The 16,434-nt window shown below is 68.3% G+C and carries 13 protein-coding genes; 5 read left to right on the top strand and 8 right to left on the bottom strand.

The genetic code is table 11. The features are described 5' to 3' along the window. Window positions 1-243 precede the first annotated feature (243 nt). From OOB33_RS05970 to OOB33_RS05985, 4 genes are all read left to right on the top strand, one after another. Window positions 244-2,823 (top strand): patatin-like phospholipase family protein, encoded by a 2,580-nt coding sequence (locus OOB33_RS05970; protein ID WP_271008027.1) that lies wholly within the window; start codon window positions 244-246, stop codon window positions 2,821-2,823. 5 nt (window positions 2,824-2,828) lie between these two features. Further along, entirely contained in the window at window positions 2,829-3,305 is a 477-nt protein-coding gene (locus OOB33_RS05975) for a GNAT family N-acetyltransferase (protein ID WP_271008028.1), read from the top strand. Window positions 3,306-3,456: 151 nt separating this feature from the next. Beyond that, window positions 3,457-4,035 carry a hypothetical protein gene (locus tag OOB33_RS05980; protein WP_271008029.1) on the top strand — a complete coding sequence of 193 codons (579 nt, stop codon included), beginning with the start codon at window positions 3,457-3,459 and terminating at the stop codon, window positions 4,033-4,035. A 289-nt stretch (window positions 4,036-4,324) separates the two neighbouring features. After that, on the top strand, window positions 4,325-5,263 hold the full coding sequence (locus tag OOB33_RS05985; protein WP_271008030.1) for a sensor domain-containing diguanylate cyclase: 939 nt from the start codon (window positions 4,325-4,327) through the stop codon (window positions 5,261-5,263). 16 nt (window positions 5,264-5,279) lie between these two features. Here OOB33_RS05985 and OOB33_RS05990 read toward each other — a convergent pair whose 3' ends face one another. Further along, entirely contained in the window at window positions 5,280-5,687 is a 408-nt protein-coding gene (locus OOB33_RS05990; RefSeq protein ID WP_271008031.1) for a hypothetical protein, read from the bottom strand. 26 nt (window positions 5,688-5,713) lie between these two features. Further along, on the bottom strand, window positions 5,714-8,560 hold the full coding sequence (locus tag OOB33_RS05995; protein WP_271008032.1) for a DUF3857 domain-containing protein: 2,847 nt from the start codon (window positions 8,558-8,560) through the stop codon (window positions 5,714-5,716). Window positions 8,561-8,833: 273 nt separating this feature from the next. On the opposite strand from OOB33_RS05995, the gene pepF reads away from it, so the two are divergent. Further along, on the top strand, window positions 8,834-10,732 hold the full coding sequence (gene pepF, locus OOB33_RS06000; RefSeq protein ID WP_271008033.1) for an oligoendopeptidase F: 1,899 nt from the start codon (window positions 8,834-8,836) through the stop codon (window positions 10,730-10,732). A 355-nt stretch (window positions 10,733-11,087) separates the two neighbouring features. Here pepF and OOB33_RS06005 read toward each other — a convergent pair whose 3' ends face one another. From OOB33_RS06005 to purB, 6 genes are all read right to left on the bottom strand, one after another. Beyond that, window positions 11,088-11,747 (bottom strand): flavin reductase family protein, encoded by a 660-nt coding sequence (locus OOB33_RS06005; RefSeq protein ID WP_271008034.1) that lies wholly within the window; start codon window positions 11,745-11,747, stop codon window positions 11,088-11,090. 70 nt (window positions 11,748-11,817) lie between these two features. Next, window positions 11,818-12,366, bottom strand: a complete 549-nt coding sequence (locus OOB33_RS06010; protein WP_271008035.1) for a GNAT family N-acetyltransferase — start codon at window positions 12,364-12,366, stop codon at window positions 11,818-11,820. Beyond that, window positions 12,363-12,878, bottom strand: coding sequence for a GNAT family N-acetyltransferase (locus OOB33_RS06015; RefSeq protein WP_271008036.1), 516 nt, complete (start codon window positions 12,876-12,878; stop codon window positions 12,363-12,365). The genes OOB33_RS06010 and OOB33_RS06015 overlap by 4 nt, the downstream gene beginning before the upstream one ends. 4 nt (window positions 12,879-12,882) lie before the next feature. Next, window positions 12,883-13,248, bottom strand: coding sequence for a DUF1801 domain-containing protein (locus OOB33_RS06020; RefSeq protein WP_102768469.1), 366 nt, complete (start codon window positions 13,246-13,248; stop codon window positions 12,883-12,885). A 709-nt stretch (window positions 13,249-13,957) separates the two neighbouring features. Next, window positions 13,958-14,668 carry a VPLPA-CTERM sorting domain-containing protein gene (locus OOB33_RS06025; RefSeq protein ID WP_271008037.1) on the bottom strand — a complete coding sequence of 237 codons (711 nt, stop codon included), beginning with the start codon at window positions 14,666-14,668 and terminating at the stop codon, window positions 13,958-13,960. Window positions 14,669-14,834: 166 nt separating this feature from the next. Beyond that, on the bottom strand, window positions 14,835-16,220 hold the full coding sequence (gene purB / locus OOB33_RS06030; RefSeq protein ID WP_102768467.1) for an adenylosuccinate lyase: 1,386 nt from the start codon (window positions 16,218-16,220) through the stop codon (window positions 14,835-14,837). Window positions 16,221-16,434 lie beyond the last annotated feature (214 nt).

Here is a 16,434-nt window from a genome sequence, read left to right on the forward strand (position 1 = left end):
GCGGGGAGGGCGAATCCGGGAGAAAGTGGCGGCGGGGTGCGGCGCAATATAGCGCAGGCCTGGATGTCTGTTTTGAGCCCACCCGCGGGCGATCTGTCATGGCGCGGCACGCGGCAGCACAGCGAAGCAGGCCCAGCCAGGGCTAACCGTGATTTCCCTCAGTGAGTTCCTTGGAGACTGCTGTGGCTGTTTGCAGGCCTTACAGTCGCGGCCCGAGGAGTCGATGCATGAGCCCCACCCATCATGACTGAGCTGTCTTCTTCGCCAGATCACCCACCGCGCCACAAGCTGGGCCTGGCCCTGGCCGGCGGTGGCTTCCGTGCCTCGCTGTTTCATGTCGGCGTGTTGCGCCGCCTGGCGGAGCTGGACCTTTTGCGTTATGTCGAGGTGCTGTCCACCGTGTCCGGCGGCTCGGTGGTGGGGGCGCTGTACTTGATGCATCTGAAGGCGGAGCTGGAGCAGCCGATGCTGGCGCAGCTGCCGCCGCGTTTGGGCGGGCTCAGCCGCTATGCCTATCTGCAACTGGTGCGGCGTGTGGAGCAGGACATGCGCCGTGCCGCCCAGCTCAATCTGCGCACCCGCTTGCTGATGCATCCCTGGACCTTGTTCAAGGTGTGCCTGGGGCCCGACTCTCTGGCCACGGCGATGGCCAAGCTGTACGACGAGCATTTGCTGAATGGGGTGGCGCAGCGCCTGCGCAGCACAACGGGGCAGGCCAAGTCAGATCGTCTGCCTTTGTTGGCTTTGCGCCTGCGGGCGGAGGCATCGTCCCGCGCCGGCGGATCGGAGAACTACAACCACCAGGCCTTGTGGGAGGGGGCTGCCGACGCCAAGCCGGGCTCGGCCCTGACCCGCTGGATCATCAACGCCACCTCGCTCAACTCTGGCGCGCGTTTCTGGTTCTCGCACGCGGAGCTGGGCGAGTGGTACTTCGGGCATTTGCGCTACGGCGAGATCGAGACCGAGCTTTTGCCGCGCAAGGTGCTGCTGTATCCGGAAGACACTGCCTTGAAGCCGCGCGTGACATTGAGCGCGAAGGACAAGGCATGGGCCGAGTCGGTGCTGTCGGTTTGGAGCCGAAGTGATGCTTCTGGTTTGCGCAAGCGCTGCCGGGCTCTGCAAACGCTGATGGACCAGCTGGCACCGGGTGTGACGCTGGAGACGCTGGTGCAGTGGCTCAGCGATGCCGAATCGGGCCGATTGCGTGCGCTCAAAACGCCCGCCTGGTTTCTGCTGCGAGGCCGCCGGCTCCGCCCCAAGGTCACCGATGGGCTTTGCCTGAGCCAGCATGTCGCCAGCTTGCGCGAAGCGTTTTTCAGCCTGCTGCCGGACGGCCAACGAGATTCGCAGTTCAACTGGGACCAACTGCGCGCGCTCCATCCCATGCGTCTTGCGCGGGCGCAGCAGCAGGCCTGTCGACTGATCCTGGAAATCTACAACCTGCGAGCTGCCTGGATGGTGTCCCCGCAGGCCAGCCAGGAATGGCAGCGGCTGCCGCTGGCCCAGGCCGTTACTGCCTCGGCCGCCTTTCCGCCGGTGTTCCCGCCCTATTTGCTGTCGGACTTCTACGACGACCGCCGCGTGCGCACCCTGGGCCTGACCGATGGTGGCGTTTTCGACAATATGGGCACGACGGCGCTGCTGGATGAGCAATGCAATCTCATCATCGCCAGCGACCCCGGCGGCATTTTCGAGACCGAGCAGCAAGAGGCCTCCGTCGGCCGCCTGGGCCTGAGCGCGCGGCTGACGGCCATCTTGTCCGAGCTGCCGCTCAATCTGTTCCGCCATGAGTTGCGCGAGCGCGTGCGTCTGACGGAGCGGCTTGCGGGGGAGTCTTTGGGCACCACCGCGAAGGAGTTTCTGAGCCTGCGTGCGCTCAAGGTCTTGATCAACTTCCGCATCGATTCCGGTGTGCCTCTCTTGCGCGGGCGGCAGATGCTGGAAGAGCGGGCGCCGGGCGAGCGCTCGCCGGAGCCAGCCCTGACCCTGGCCCAGGCCGACGAGCGCGAGCGCCGCTTGCTGGCGCGCCTGCGCACCGATCTCGATGCCTTCAGCGATCTCGAAGCCGAGGCGTTGATTCGCCAAGGCTATCTGCAGGCCGAGGAGAACCTGGCGCCGCTGCGTCAGCCGGGCTCGCCGCTGGAGCATCATCCGGGCTGGCAGCACAAGGCCGCGGCGCCATACGAGCCGCCGTTTCGTGACGAGGCGGCCATGCGCCGTCGCGAGCGTTTGCTGCGCGCCGGCCAGCATCGCTTTTTGCGCCTGCTGGCTGCCGGAGGCACGGTGTGGCGGCAGGCGGCTCTGAGTTTGGCCCTGCTGGCGCTGCTGCTCAGTCTCAGCCGAGAGGGTGTGTGGGGGGGGGTGGCGGACGCTTTGCTGCCGTGGGCCCAAGAGGCTTGGCAGCAGGCTCAGCCCAGCGCGCTGCGTTGGTGCGCCGGTTGGTTGTGGGCCTGGGTCCCCTGGGCCGCGGCGGTCTTGGTCTGCGCCCTGCCCGTGCTGGTACGCTGGCGCAGCGCGGATCGTGCGCGTCGGCGTGAGTTCGGCTTGCCGCCACCGAAACCTTGGCTGTTGCAAGCTCTGTGGCGCCGCCACATGCCCACCCGCCTGCGTGTCATGGCCTACTACCGCAACACCGGGGTGTACCTCGGCATGCTGCTCTTGCTGCCCATGAACTGGGTGCCATGGGCTCTCGGCGTGACCGTGACTTTGATCGTGGTGGTTCCGCTCCTGGCATGCCTGGCCGATGCTTGCTTCAGCAAGCCCTTGCTGCGCCTTGCTCGCCGAGGCACCGGCGTGCAAGGCATTCCCGACAGTTACCCCTGAAACCGATGCCGACCCCAACACTCGAAGTCACCCTGCAGCCCGTCACCCGCGCCAACTACGAGGCCGTCTGTGACCTGCCCTTGAGCGAGGCGCAAAAACCCATGCTGGCCAGCAATACCTGGTCACTGCTGGAGGCGGCTTACAACCCGGGCTACCAGGTGCGGGCCATCCACGCCGGCGCCGAGTTGGTGGGCTTCATGATGTGGGTGCCGGTGACGGCGCAGCGCGTATCCATCTGGCGCTTCATGATCGCCCTGCCGCATCAGGGCCGGGGTCTGGGCAGCCTGGCCTTGCAGGCGGCCATCCGCGAGATCGCGGCCGACCCGGCGCTGCGTGAGGTGGAGATCTGCTACCACCCCGAGAACGAGGGCTCGCGCCGGCTCTACGCCCGCCATGGCTTTGTCGAGCAGGGCCTGGACGAGGAGGGCGAGGACATGCTGGCGGTGTTGCCCTTGCCCATGCCCTCGCCACTGGCGCGCTGAGCGCCACGCTGGCGCTCTCCGCTGAGCGCCCGGCAGGCGCTTTCCTTTCACAGCACCGTCACAGGCGCGGCAGAGACTGGCGGCCCCGTGCTGCTGGGCACGCTTGGCGGCTGATGCATGAAGCACGGCTGCCGCATCGAGCGCCACTGCCATGAAGTACCCCCGCAAGACCGATTCGGGCCGCGAGGCCCTGCGCCTGCGCGACCCCGCGCTGAACGCCCGCGACCGCCAGATCCTGGTGCTGGCCAATGGCGAGCGCGCGTTTCAGGAACTGGCCGGCATGGTCGGCCTGGGCGGCGCGGCCGCCATGGAGCGCCTGGCCGAGCTGGGTTTTTTGAGCCTGGAGCCGCCCGTGGCGCCGGCCTCGACCGCCAGTTCGGCGGCACACGCGGTCACAGTGGCCAAAGTGGCAAGACCTGCCCCCCCGCCTGAAGCGGCCGCCCTGGAGCGCCGCTCCTCTGCCGCCGCCAAGATGTACCTGATCGACATGCTGGCCATGATCCGCGGCCCCGAGGCCACCACCCTGGCCGCCCTGGTGCACGGCAGCCGCAGCGAAACGGAGCTGCTCGATCGCCTGGAACCGGTGCTTGAGCGCATCGCCCAGCTGACCCGGCCCAGCTACGCCTTGCGCATCTGTCAGCATCTGCAAACCCTGCTGCCGCAGAGCGCCCAGGCGCGCCTGACTGCCCTGGCCCAGGGTTTGGAAAGCGAGCGACTGAGCTTGCAGTGAGACCCGCCGTGGCGGGCGCAGGCGCAGGCCCGGGGTGATGAACCGCGGGTCGGGTGCCCGCAGGTGCTCGGCCTGCTGGCGCGCGGTCGGTGCTGAGACATCGGGGCGAAGCGCTCAGGGTGGTTCACGTGGCCCTGTCTCGCGCCGCTGCATTTCGGGCCGAAGTGCACAAGCAGCCACAGATCCTGGCTTGCCGCGGCAGTGTTTGCGGCGATGATGGGGCATCCCGGGCGCTCGCCCTTTGTGCTCGAATCGCCTCAAACCGCCCGCTCGCCTGCATGCTTGCCTCATGGACCCCGCCGAACTCCCCCGCGACGATGCCGAACAGGCCTTGATCGCCCAGCGCCTGCTGGCGCTGCATGAAGCCAGCCCCAAGCTGCTGGCCCTGTTCGACAACCACGATGTGCTGCGCTTTGCCAACGAGGCCTTCTGCCAGGCCTTTGATGTGCAGCCCGACGGCCACACCACCTGGCTGGACATGATGCGCCGCAACCTGGCCAGCGGCCGCGGCAGCAAGGTCAACGCGCCCGAGCCCGAGACCTGGCTGGCCGGTGCCGCCTCGCGCCGCGGCAAGCAGCCCTTCCGCGCCTTCGAGGCCGATCTGATCGATGGCCGCTGGATCTGGATGACCGAGACCATGGACGCGCAAGGCTGGATGCTTTGCAGCGCCAGTGACATCACCGCGCTCAAGATCGAAGGCCGCGCCCTGCGCCAGGAACGCGACCGCGCCCTGCGCGCCGCGCAGACCGACCCCATGACCGGCATCAGCAACCGCGCCCATGTGCTGCAGCAGATGCAGGAGCAACTCAGCCGTGTGCAGATCGGTGCCGGCCAGCTGGCTGTGGCCTTGCTGGACCTCGATCACTTCAAGCGCATCAACGACACCCTGGGCCACGGCGCCGGTGACGCCGTCATCTGCGATTTCGCCCGCCAGCTGCAAGCCAGCAGCCGCCGCGTCGATGGCTTCGGCCGCATGGGCGGCGAGGAGTTCGTGCTGCTTCTGGTCGATGTCAGCGCCGAGCAGGCCCAGGCCGTGGTCGAGCGCCTGCTCGCCCGCACCCGCCAGGCCAGCCCCCTGGCCGAACAGCCGAGCCTGCACTACACCGCCTCCGCCGGCCTCACCCAGGCCCGCCCCGGCGACACCATCGCCGAACTCTGCCACCGCGCCGACGAGGCCCTGTACCAGGCCAAGGCAGCGGGGCGGGATCGGTGGCAGTGGGCGGATTGATCGGCTGGGCTTGGCCTCAGCCGATGTATTGCTGCCGCCGGAACCTCAGCGCCGACCAGTCTTCGTCGATGGCGACCTGGCGCACGGTGTCGAAGCCGGCGGCGCGCAGCAGGGTCCAGTCGCTGTCGCGGTGGAACTCGCCGCGCAGGCGTTTGGAGCTTTGCTTGGGGTAGGCGATCCAGATCAGGGCGTCGCCCTCGGCCAGGGGCAGGAGCGCGCGGCAGGCGGCGTCCAGCTCGGCCTGGGTGATGGCAAAGGCCAGGGCAAAGTGCAGCGGCGCGGGGCCATGAGCTTCGCGCTGCAGCTGCAGGGTCGGGTCTTGCGCCCGCAGTGCAGCCAGCTCGGGCTCGAAGCTGGCCGGGGCGTTCAGCACGGTGAGCTGGCGCTGGGCGCCCAGATTGAGCTTCTTGAACAAGGGCGTCATCGGGGGGCTCCGGCGGCAGCAAAGGGTCAACGGGCGCCGATGCGATCGAGCTCGCGCTGGGCCATGCTGTACTCGTTGAACTCGACCACGCCAGTGGCCAGGCTCTTCTTCAGGTAGTTGCGGGCCTTGGGCAGGTCCTGGTCGAGCAGGGCTTTCTGCGCGGCGTAGAAGTACAGCTCGCAGTCGCGGCCGCGGTCGGCCTGGCCCTCGGGCTTGCCTTCGCGGGCCATGACCAGGGCGCTGTCCACGTCCAGCCGGTCCTGCATCATCAGCAGCACGGGGTAGGGCCAGGCCGGCTTGTCGGCGCTGGGGCGCAGATCACGGATGGCGGCTTGGCCGTCCTGGCCCAGCTTGCGGCTGGTCAGGTAGAGCCAGATGCTGCCGTAGCTGCGCTCAACCTCGCTGCCCGATTGCAGGATGTCCTGCAGCTCTTTCTGCGCCTCTTGCAGCTGGCCACCGAAGTAGCGGGCGTAGACCCGGGTGTAGCGCGCGCCGGTGTCGTTGGGCGCCAGGGCCAGGGCGCGATCGGCGTGACTGACGGCCTGTTCGTCCTTGCGCTGCATCAGCGCGTTGACGGCCATGGCCGCGTGCACCTCGGAGGACTCGTCGTGCAGCTGGGCAGCGTCGTAGAGCGAGGTCTGGGCGCGGTCGGACTGGCCCAGGTGGTCGAGCTGGATGGCGCGCTCGACGAGCGCGGCCGCGCGCAGCTTGGGCGGCAGGCGGCCGGCGGCGAGGATGCGGTCCATCATCAGCAGGCGGGCATGGGCGCTGCCCTGGTTTTCGGTCAGCACCTTGAGCGAGCCATTGCGCATGCGATCGGTCAGGGCCGTCATGTCGCGGCGCAGGCTGACCAGGTCTTCGGTGCTGAGCACAGGCACGGTGAGGGTGTTGGCCAGGCGCGGCGCCACCTTGTTGAGCTGGTCGCGGTAGGCGCTCCATTTGCCGGCGGCCACCTGCTCGGCCTGCAGGCGCAGCTCGCCCTCGATCTGCTGCATCTTGGGCTCGCCACGGTAGCGCAGGCGCAGCTCGAAATGCTCGTTACGTTCCTCGAAGCGGCTGTCGCTGGGCTGGCTGTAGAGCGACTCGGCAAACTCGTAGCGCACGGTGTGCAGGTAGCGGCCGTTCATGGCCAGGCGCATGGGCTGGGTGCGCGGGGTTTGGTCGGGCAGGCGCAGCTGGGCGATCAGGGTGGGCAGGGCGATGGGGCCGGCCAGCCAGCGTTTTTCGGGGAAGGTCCAGAAATCGCCGCTGCGGTACTTGATCTCCACGCGCAGGGCGTTGCGGCCCTCGGGGTCGCTGATCTCGGGCTCGCCCTCGACCGTCAGGCCGGGGTAGAAGCGCAGGGTTTCGGCCGCCAGCAGGTTGCGGAAATCGGCGGCCGGCAGGGCGGCGCGGGCCTCGCGCATCCACTCGGCCATGTCGCCGTGGTAGGTGCTGACGCTGCGCAGCGTGCCGGGCTGGTCCAGGCGCGGGAAGCTGAAGGTGTCCACGGTCTCCAGGCGCAGGGCCTCGCGGGCGGGCGGCAGGCGGCTCAGTTCGCTGCTGCTGGCCTTGGCCAGCAGGCCCACACCCAGGCCCACCGATTGGCGCTCGGCCGGTGCGCCCCGCTGCTGGCTGCGGGTGGCGTCGAGCCATAGCGTTTGCTCGCCCAGCTGCACGGCGGCGATGGCGTGGTCAAAAGCCAGGGGGCTGGGCAGGCGTTGGGCGGCATCGCTGCGCAGGCTTGCGGCCACCAGGGCGGGCGTGGCCTCGATGCCCAGCTTCTTGAGCAGGGTCACCAGCAGGGCGGCCTTGTCCTTGCAGTCGCCGAAGCGCTGGCGCAGCACCTGCTCGGTGGGGGCGGGCTGGTGCGAGTTGGCGCCGATCTCGGTGCCGAAGTAGCGGATCTCTTTTTGCACAAAGTCCAGGGCCAGGCGCAGGCGCTCTTCAGGCGTTGCGGCCTGGGCTTCGATCTCGCGGGCGCGGGCGTCCAGCGCCTCGGCCGGCAGCATGGCCTTGGCAAACAGCTGCTCGGCCCAGCTGGCCACCTCGGCCCAGTTGGCGAACTCGCTGAGCTGCACCTGGTCCTTGACCATGACGCCGACCGGCACGGTCTCCTCGTAATGGAACTGCGGCACCAGGCGGCGCTTGAACAAGGTCTCGCGCCAGGCGCCGTCGACGCGGCTGCTGACCTCGACGCTGGGCTCGGCGATGCGGTGCTGGATGGTGCGCTCGGCCGGGCTCAGCAGGCGCAGCTGCACCAGGCCGACCGGGCCGCCGCTGGAGCTGGTCCATTCCTGATCGACGAACTTGCCGCCGAACACGGGGTTGTCGCCGATCAGGGAGACGGCCCACTCCACCCGGTCGCCCACGCGCAGGTCTTCCAGCACGATGGAGGCGGTCATGCGGCCGTCGATGATCTGGCGCTCCAGCTGGGGCTCGCGGTGCAGCAGCTTGATGCGCTTGCGCTCCAGCCGGTCCAGGCGCTTGCCATCGCGCCAGACCTCGAGGCGGTGGAACTGCAGCTTCTGGAAGCTGGGGTCAAAGTCCAGCTCGATCTGCGCGCCTTTCTGCAGGCCCGAGGCCTCGTTGATCTGGCGCAGCACATGCTGGTAGCGCACCGTGCCGCTGGGCTCGATGCGGGTTTGCTTGTCGATCAGCAGCAGCTGCAGCGGCGCGCTGGGCAGGCCGGTGCTGGCCTCGGGCTGCAGCGGCAGCACCCAGGCGGGGGCGGGCGCGATGCTGAAGCCTTCGGCCTCCTTGGTGGCGGCGGCCGTGGCCGCGGGCTTCTTGGCCTTGGCCGCGGGCGCCTGGGCCCAGGCGATGGAGCTGGCGCTCAGCAGGGCCAGGGCGCTCAGGCCCAGCTGGATGCCGCGGCGGCGCGCGAAAGACATGAGGGTGAAACGGGGTGTGTTGCTGTGACGCATGAATGATCGAGCCTCTCCCTGGCCTGTGCCTGTGCCTGGCGCCGGCGGTTGGTTGAATCTGTGCCGGCTCGCTGTACTGGATGGCGATTATGTCGGCGCCCCGCCCGCTGGCGCCGCCCGAGCTGGCGCGCGGGCTTAGGGGTTCTCCCGCTGTGACCTGCGGCCGGCCCGGCCGCACCGCAGACAATGCGGGCCTTCGCCAGCTCCCTTGCTCCCGGCGCGCCGGGACCACCCATCGCCATGCAACCTACCGCTCTTGCTCTCGCCGCTGCCTTGCTGCTGCTGCAATCCACCGCGCCGACTCAGGCCGCCGCCAAGCCTGCGGTCCAGCAAGCACAGGCCGCCAGCAGCGCGGCCGGCACCCAGGTCTGGGACCTGAGCCAGCTCTACCCCAGCGACACCACCTGGGAGGCCGAGCGCCTGGCCTTGCTGGCCGAGCTGCCCAAGGTCAAGGCCTTGCAGGGCACGCTGGGCCAGAGCGCGCAAAGCCTGCGTGCCGGCCTGGACCAGATCTCGGCCCTGCGCCTGCGCCTGAACCGCCTGCAGGCCTATGCCTTCCAGAAGGCCGACGAGAACACCCAGCACAGCGACAACCAGGCGCGCCGCCAGCTGGCCGATGCCGTGGGCAACCAGCTGGGCGAGGCCGCATCCTTTGTCAGCGCCGAAGTGGGCGCCATCGGCCGCGCCAAGGTCGAGGCCTTCCTGGCCGCCGAGCCCGGCCTGGCCAAGCATGGCCAGGGCTTGCGCACCATGCTGCGCCTGGCCGAGCACACGCTCAGCCCCAAGGAAGAAGCCTTGCTGGCCGGCGCCGCCGAGCCGCTGCAGCAGCCCGGCGCCATCTACGGCCTGCTGAGCAATGCCGACCTGCCCTGGCCCAAGATCACGATCCGCGGCAAGACCGTGGTGCTCGATCAGGAGCAGTACACCGCCTACCGCTCGGATGCCGACCCCAAGGTGCGCGCGCAGGTGTTCAAGGCCTTCTGGCCCGTCTACAAGGCCTACGAACGCACGCTGGGCGCCGTCTACGCCGCCAATCTGCGCGGCACCGTCTTCATGGCCCGGGCGCGCAACTACCCCAGCAGCGTGGCCATGGCCCAGGGCAGCGACAACATCCCCGAGGCCGTCTACCGCAGCCTGGTGCAAGAGGCCAACGCCGGCCTGCCCACCCTGCACCGTTATCTGAAGCTGCGCAGCCGCGTGCTGGGCCTGAAAGCTCCGGGCTACCAGGACATGTATGTGCCCCTGGCCAAGCCCTCGGGCCAGTACCCGCAGGCCGAGGCTGAAGCCCTGACCCTGGCCGCCCTGCAGCCCATGGGTGCCGAGTACACCGGCAAGCTGGCTGCCGCCTTCAAGCAGAACTGGATGCACTCGGTGCCGCAGCGCGGCAAGGTCTCGGGCGCCTACATGAACGGCGCGGCCTACGATGTGCACCCCTATCTGCTGATGAGCTACAACGGCGATTACCTGGCCATGTCCACCCTGGCCCACGAGTGGGGCCACGCCATGCACTCGGTCTATTCGAACGCCAACCAGCCTTTCGAGACGGCCGACTACTCGACCTTCATTGCCGAGATCCCCTCCACCGCCAACGAGCTGCTGCTGGCCGACTACATGGTCGCCAATGCCAAGACACGCGATGAAAAGATCTTCGCCCTGAGCCAGCAGCTGGAGAACATCCGCAGCACCTTCTTCCGCCAGGCCATGTTTGCGGAGTTCGAGCTGGCCTCGCACGAAGCGGTGGAAAAGGGTGAGGCCGTCACCGGCGAGCGCCTGAGCCAGATCTATCTGGACCTGCTCAAGCGCTACCACGGCGACGCGCAGAATGTGGTCAAGATCGACCCGCTCTACGGCATCGAGTGGGCCTACATCCCGCACTTCTACCGCGACTTCTACGTGTACCAGTACGCCACCTGCATCAGCGCCGCGGCCTACTTCGCCGAGGGCATCGGCCAGGGTGACAGCGCCCTGCGTGAGCGCTTTTTCACGCTGCTGAAATCAGGCAGCTCAGCCGATGCCTACGCCCTGACCCGCGCCGCCGGCGTGGACCTGGCCACGCCCGCGCCCTACCGCGCCTTGCTGCGCCGCATGGATCGCGCCATCGATCAGCTGGAGCAGCTGCTGGCGCAGAAGAAAAACTAAGCCCGCCAGGCGGGGCGGGCGCGTTTCAGCGCGCGGGCAGCAAAGCCCTTTGCATGAAGAAGCGCGCACCGCCCTGCGGGTAGTCCGCCAGCTCGCCGAAGCAGCGGTAGCCCTGCTTCTCGTAGAAACCGCGGGCCTGCGCGGCAGGTAGAGATGGCGTGCCATCCGGTCGGGGAGCATCGCGCGGCGCAAGACCTGACCCTCGAGCCCCTGCATCAGCTGGCGCGCCGCGTGCGTGTCATCTTTGGTGCAGTTCTGCACCTGCACCCAGTCGAATTGCTCCTCGGCATGGCGAGGCCGCGAAGGTCAGAGAGAGGGCTCCGGCGATTCTTTCATGGCCGCTCGCCGCTCCTGCTCAAGAGGCAGGCCGCTGCTTCCACGGGGCGTAGCGCTCCTCCGGCCCTTGGGCCAGGCGCGAGGGCAGGGCTTCGCGTTCACCGCTGTACAGGCCACGGAACTTCATCAGCAGCGGCTGCCACTTCGCAGGGGCTATGCGCTCCAACTGCGGGTCTTGCAGAATGGCCTCGTCCACATGGGCGCGCAGCAGGCGCAGCTCGACCATGCAGCTGGCGATGGGCAGGCGTGGGTCTTGCGTGCCGAAGGGGCGGATGTCCACGACCTGGGCCTCCAGCTGCACCTGGCATTCGCGCACGCGCGGTGGCGCCACCTGCTCCGAGGGCTGGGCGCTCAGGCCGGCCTCGCCGAACTTGTCCGCCACATGGCGGTAACCCAGCCATTGCTTGTGCAGGGGCAGCTGGGGCGTGCCGGTGCACAAGGCCAGGCGGTTGACGGCCTCGGCATTGGCGGCGCTGGCCAGGTTCAGCACGCATTCGCGCTGGCGCTGCAGGTTCAGCAAGGTCTGCGAGCTGGCATCCAGGCCCAGCATGCAGCTCCAGCCCAACCACCAGGCCGAGGACATGGGTGCCAAGTTGGCACTGCCGTCTTCGTTCAGACTGCTGATCAGGACGACGGGCGTGCCCCAGTAGTGGATGGCGGGTTCGATCGTGCGGTGCATGGCTTTGGGCTCCTGGCGCGTGGGTCGGGCGGGTGTGGAGCCACCAGTCTTGCCTCGGACGGCCGAGCCGTCAGCCCGCTTCTTGCGATCCGCTCAAATCCAGCGTCATGAAGCACCAGCCCGGGTGCATGTGCTCGGGCACTTCCGCGCCCGGGTAGGGCCCGGCGTCGCGGAAGCCGTGGCGGCGGTAGAGCTGGTGGGCTGAGGCCATAAAGGGGGCGGAATCCAGACAGAGCTGCTGCAAGCCCAGGCTGCGGGCATCGCTGATCAGCTGCCTGACCAGGGCGTCGCCCAGGCCCTGGCCACGGTGGGTCGGGCGCAGGTAGATGCGTTTGAGGTCGCCCAGCGCTTGCGTCAGGGCGCGCAAGCCGCCCATGCCAGCCAGCTCATCACCGATGTAGGCCAGGTAGAAGCGACCGCCCCGTGGCTGACAGATTTCATCGAGATGCAGATCGATGTAGTCGTCCAGGGGCATGCCCAGGGCCTGCTCGGTGGACAAGGCCAGGTGCTGCTGCAACTGGCCCATCACCCAACTCATGTACTCGCTGTTCAGCTGCCGCAGGGCCGCGCGGTCGCGGGCGAGCTCGGCGGGCCGCAGCGTGATGCGGGCCGGGCTCATGGCGAAGGGCCCTCCTGCCAGGCGTAGAGCAGCAGCTCGCGGCAGCCATCGGCGCTGCGGATCCGCCGCTCGAACTGCAGGCCCAGCTTGCTCAGCAGCTTCTGCGAAGCGTGGTTGTCCTCGCGCGTGGTGGCCAGGATGCGGCGCAGGCCCAGGGGGCCGCGCGCACGCGCCATCGCCGCGCTCGCGGCCTCGAAGGCCAGGCCGCGGCCGGCGTGTTCGGGCAGAAAGGCAAAGCCGATGTCGGGCGCGTCCAGATACTCGCGCTGGGCCAGGCCGCACATGCCCACGGTCTCGCCGGTTTCGTGCAAGACCACGGCCTCGAAGCCAAAACCATGCTGGGCATAGCTGGCCAGCGCGCCTTGCTCCAGATAGCGTTCGGCCTCGGCCAGGGTGTGCACGCCCCGGTCGCCGATGTAGCGCAACCAGCTGGGCTCGTTGAGCAGGCGCAGCATGAAGCCGGCGTCTGCCAGGGTGAAGGGGCGCAGGGTCAGGCGTGCAGTTCTCAGCATCTCGTCATGATGCCTGAGCCGCTTGATGATGGGCGAGCTTCAGGTAGTGCGCCAGCTGCTTGGCCTCGATGTCGGCGAGGCGCTGCAGCTTGAGGTGGCGGCGCAGCTTGCCGCTGCCCTCGAGCAGGCCGTGCTCATCCGGCATGGCCGCGCCCTGCCCGAACTCGACCGAGACATGCGCCTTGTAGACGAACAGGCCGCAGAAATGCTGCGATCCAGACGCAAACAAGATGCCGCCGTACTTGATCTCCTCCGCCAAAGGCTTGAACTCACGCTTCATCAGGGCGCGCACGGCCAGCGCGATGCTGTGGCCGTCTTCGTTCAGCAGGCGGATGTCATTGAGCCAATGTTCGATTGATCGAGCGGCCATGGCGGAGCTCCGGTGGTCTGTGGAGTTTGAATGCTAGTCAATGGCTCTTGCCAACGGGGTGGCAGCAGCCTGATGCCGCGGCGGCATGGTCGTTCAGATCGTCCCGAAATGTGGGGTGGCCGTCGAACTGCGGGCCGCCAAAACCTTGGATCGGTCATGCCGACAGATCATGCTGCGCTTTCTCGCTGCGGCGGCTCGGCCCGCCGCCGGGCTCATGGTTCGCGGGTCGGCTCTGTGAGCCGACTCCCCTCGGTGCTCACTGCGCGGCTCAGCGGCGCCAAACTCCCTCCGTTCGCTGCGCTCACTGTGGTCAAACAGTGGCGCCGAGCCAGAGCTTGAAGCGCGTGAGTACACGCGCCTGAGCCGCTCCGCTGCGCCCTCGGCCGCGCACAAATCGCCCGTCGGCGGGCCGAGCCACCTCCGGAGGTGGCGTGTTCCACCGTTGATGGGGCACATGGATCGCGATGCAAGCGCCCTGCAGCCCGTGCCGCTGCCGGGCGATTTGTGCAGGGCCGAGCAGCACAGCGCCTCGGGGCGCGCGCGTACCCGCGCGCTTCAAGAACTGACTTGGCGCTTCTGTCTGAACGAAGCGAACGGAGTGAGCGAAGTGAGTTATGCGCCAGCCCCGAGGCGCGAGCAGCGCAGGGAAGTCGGCCCGTCAGGGCCGACCCCGGAACCATGAGCCCGGTAGCGGCACGGGCTGCAGGGCCTAGTCCATGGCATGCTGCGCGGCATGTTGGCGTCGCTGGATGCCCATGAGTCCGGCCAATCCACCCAGCAGCAGCCACACCGAAGCGGGTTCAGGCACCACGGCCACCGTCGAGAAGGCGATGCCGTCCAGGGTCACCGGTGCTTGCGGACTCAGGGCCATGTTCTGGAAGCGCAGCTCGGCGATCTGTCCGGCATAGGCCGAGAGGTCGGCGGCCCAGGCGTGGGCCGAAGCGCCAGCCACGCCCGTGAGCGCTTGGCCGTTCACGAACAGCTGCAGCGGGCCCGTGCCCAGCCATTGCAGCGAGCGTGTGTCCAGCGGAATCAGAGCGGTCTGGCTCAGGTAGGCCGGCACCCAGGCGGAGTTCGGGTCCAGGCTTGAGGCATGGCCGCTGGCAAAGGACAGGCTGTAGCGCCCCTGCAGCACGTTCGAGCCCGCCTCGCGATCGAGCAAGGCGTACCAGGGGCTGATCCCGACATGAGGCAGGTCCTGGTAGACGTAATCGGTGTCACCATTGCCGCCGCTTCCCCCGATTCCGCCGTGGCTCCAGCCCGGTGCAGCGGCAGCCCAGCTCAGCAGGCCGGGGGCCGGGCCCGGGCCTGCGGCCGGGTTCGCGGCCTCAAAGTCGAGGTTGCTGAAGCTCTGGGCCCACAGCCCGGTGCTGCACAGCAGCAGGGCAGTCAGGCTCAGACATTGGCGCAGCTGACGCATGGCGATACCTCCCGTGGTGGCGCTGTGAAGCAAGCAGACGCTGCATCATGGCACCGAGCGCGGCGACGGCACTACGGAAAGACACCCAGAAAAAAGCGCCCCGGAGGGCGCTGGTGATCGGTGAAAGCCCGGGTGGCGGGCTTGGCACGGCGCGAGCGGTTCAGGCTCAGATGCGGCGCGCCAGCTCTTCGGCCTTGCCGGTGTAGCTGCCCGGGGTCATGGCCAGCAAGCGGGTCTTTTCGGCTTCCGGCAGCTCCAGGCCGGTGATGAACTCGCGGATCGATTCGGCCGTGATGGCCTTGCCGCGGGTCAGCTCCTTCAGGCGCTCGTAGGGGTTGGGCAGGGCATAGCGGCGCATCACGGTCTGGATGGGCTCGGCCAGCACTTCCCAGGCGCTGTCCAGGTCTTGCGCCAGGGCGGCTTCGTTCAGCTCCAGCTTGTCCAGGCCCTTGAGCAGGGATTCATAGCCCAGCACGGCATAGCCGATGGCCACGCCCATATTGCGCAGCACGGTGGAGTCGGTCAGGTCACGCTGCCAGCGGCTGATGGGCAGCTTCTGGCTCAGGTGGGTCAGCAAGGCATTGGCCAGGCCGAAGTTGCCCTCGGCGTTTTCGAAGTCGATCGGGTTGACCTTGTGCGGCATGGTCGAGGAACCGATCTCGCCGGCCTTGGTGCGCTGCTTGAAGTAACCCAGCGAGACATAACCCCAGACATCGCGTGACCAGTCGATCAGGATGGTGTTCAGGCGCGTGGTCGCGTCGAACAGCTCGGCCATGTAGTCGTGCGGCTCGATCTGGATGGTGTAGGGGTTGAAGGTCAGGCCCAGCTGGCCTTCGATGACGCGTTGGCTGAACGCCTCCCAGTCGAACTCGGGCCAGGCGCTCAGGTGGGCGTTGTAGTTGCCGACGGCGCCGTTCATCTTGGCCAGCAGTTTCACCTCGGCGATGCGGGTGCGCGCCGTGCGCAGGCGGGCCACGACGTTGGCGATCTCCTTGCCCACGGTGGTGGGGCTGGCGGTCTGGCCGTGCGTGCGGCTGAGCATGGGCGTGGCGGCGGTGGCATGGGCCATCTCGCCCAGCTTGGCGATGATGCGGTCCACCGTGGGCAGCAGCACGTCCTGGCGCGCGGCCTTGAGCATCAGGCCGTGGCTGGTGTTGTTGATGTCTTCGCTGGTGCAGGCGAAGTGCACGAACTCGCCGGCCGCCTTCAGCTCGGCGCTGGCGTCGAAGCGGGCCTTGAGCCAGTACTCGACCGCCTTGACGTCGTGGTTGGTGGTCTTCTCGATGTCCTTGATCGCTTGCGCATCAGCTTCCGAGAAACGGGCCACCAGGCCGCGCAGCAGGCCGCGAGCGGCTTCGCTCAAGGGCTTGAACTCGGCAAAGCCGGCGTCGGACAGGGCGATGAACCACTCGACTTCGACCTGCACGCGGCGGTGCATCAGGCCGTACTCGGACAGCAGCGGGCGCAGCGGCGCCACGCGTGCGGCGTAGCGGCCATCCAGGGGCGAGAGGGCGCTGATCGAGGAGAGCGAGGCGTTGGACTGGGTGGTCATGGCAGTGGGCGGCTGCGGGCCGCCAGGGCTGATGAGGGGGAGGTGCAGAGGGCGCTGAGCTTCCGGCCGGCCAGACTGCTGCAGCGAAACGCGCTCACCCGTCGTCAAGCAAAGAAGGGCGCGCGCCGCCACCGGCTCAGGAAAAACCCGCAGATTTTAACCGGCGATGACAGGGCGATGAAAACCGCGTGCCCGCCGCCCGCGTGGCGTTAAG

Origin of the sequence: Paucibacter sp. B51 (genome assembly GCF_027863535.1) — a bacterium.
In the GTDB taxonomy this organism is placed as follows: domain Bacteria; phylum Pseudomonadota; class Gammaproteobacteria; order Burkholderiales; family Burkholderiaceae_C; genus Paucibacter_A; species Paucibacter_A aquatilis.

Coding starts and splice junctions, on each gene's coding strand:
- OOB33_RS05970 (WP_271008027.1), top strand. CDS start 244: ATGACTGAGCTGTCTTCTTCGCCAGATCACCCACCGCGCCACAAGCTG.
- OOB33_RS05975 (WP_271008028.1), top strand. CDS start 2,829: ATGCCGACCCCAACACTCGAAGTCACCCTGCAGCCCGTCACCCGCGCC.
- OOB33_RS05980 (WP_271008029.1), top strand. CDS start 3,457: ATGAAGTACCCCCGCAAGACCGATTCGGGCCGCGAGGCCCTGCGCCTG.
- OOB33_RS05985 (WP_271008030.1), top strand. CDS start 4,325: ATGGACCCCGCCGAACTCCCCCGCGACGATGCCGAACAGGCCTTGATC.
- OOB33_RS05990 (WP_271008031.1), bottom strand. CDS start 5,687: ATGACGCCCTTGTTCAAGAAGCTCAATCTGGGCGCCCAGCGCCAGCTC.
- OOB33_RS05995 (WP_271008032.1), bottom strand. CDS start 8,560: ATGTCTTTCGCGCGCCGCCGCGGCATCCAGCTGGGCCTGAGCGCCCTG.
- pepF (WP_271008033.1), top strand. CDS start 8,834: ATGCAACCTACCGCTCTTGCTCTCGCCGCTGCCTTGCTGCTGCTGCAA.
- OOB33_RS06005 (WP_271008034.1), bottom strand. CDS start 11,747: ATGCACCGCACGATCGAACCCGCCATCCACTACTGGGGCACGCCCGTC.
- OOB33_RS06010 (WP_271008035.1), bottom strand. CDS start 12,366: ATGAGCCCGGCCCGCATCACGCTGCGGCCCGCCGAGCTCGCCCGCGAC.
- OOB33_RS06015 (WP_271008036.1), bottom strand. CDS start 12,878: ATGCTGAGAACTGCACGCCTGACCCTGCGCCCCTTCACCCTGGCAGAC.
- OOB33_RS06020 (WP_102768469.1), bottom strand. CDS start 13,248: ATGGCCGCTCGATCAATCGAACATTGGCTCAATGACATCCGCCTGCTG.
- OOB33_RS06025 (WP_271008037.1), bottom strand. CDS start 14,668: ATGCGTCAGCTGCGCCAATGTCTGAGCCTGACTGCCCTGCTGCTGTGC.
- purB (WP_102768467.1), bottom strand. CDS start 16,220: ATGACCACCCAGTCCAACGCCTCGCTCTCCTCGATCAGCGCCCTCTCG.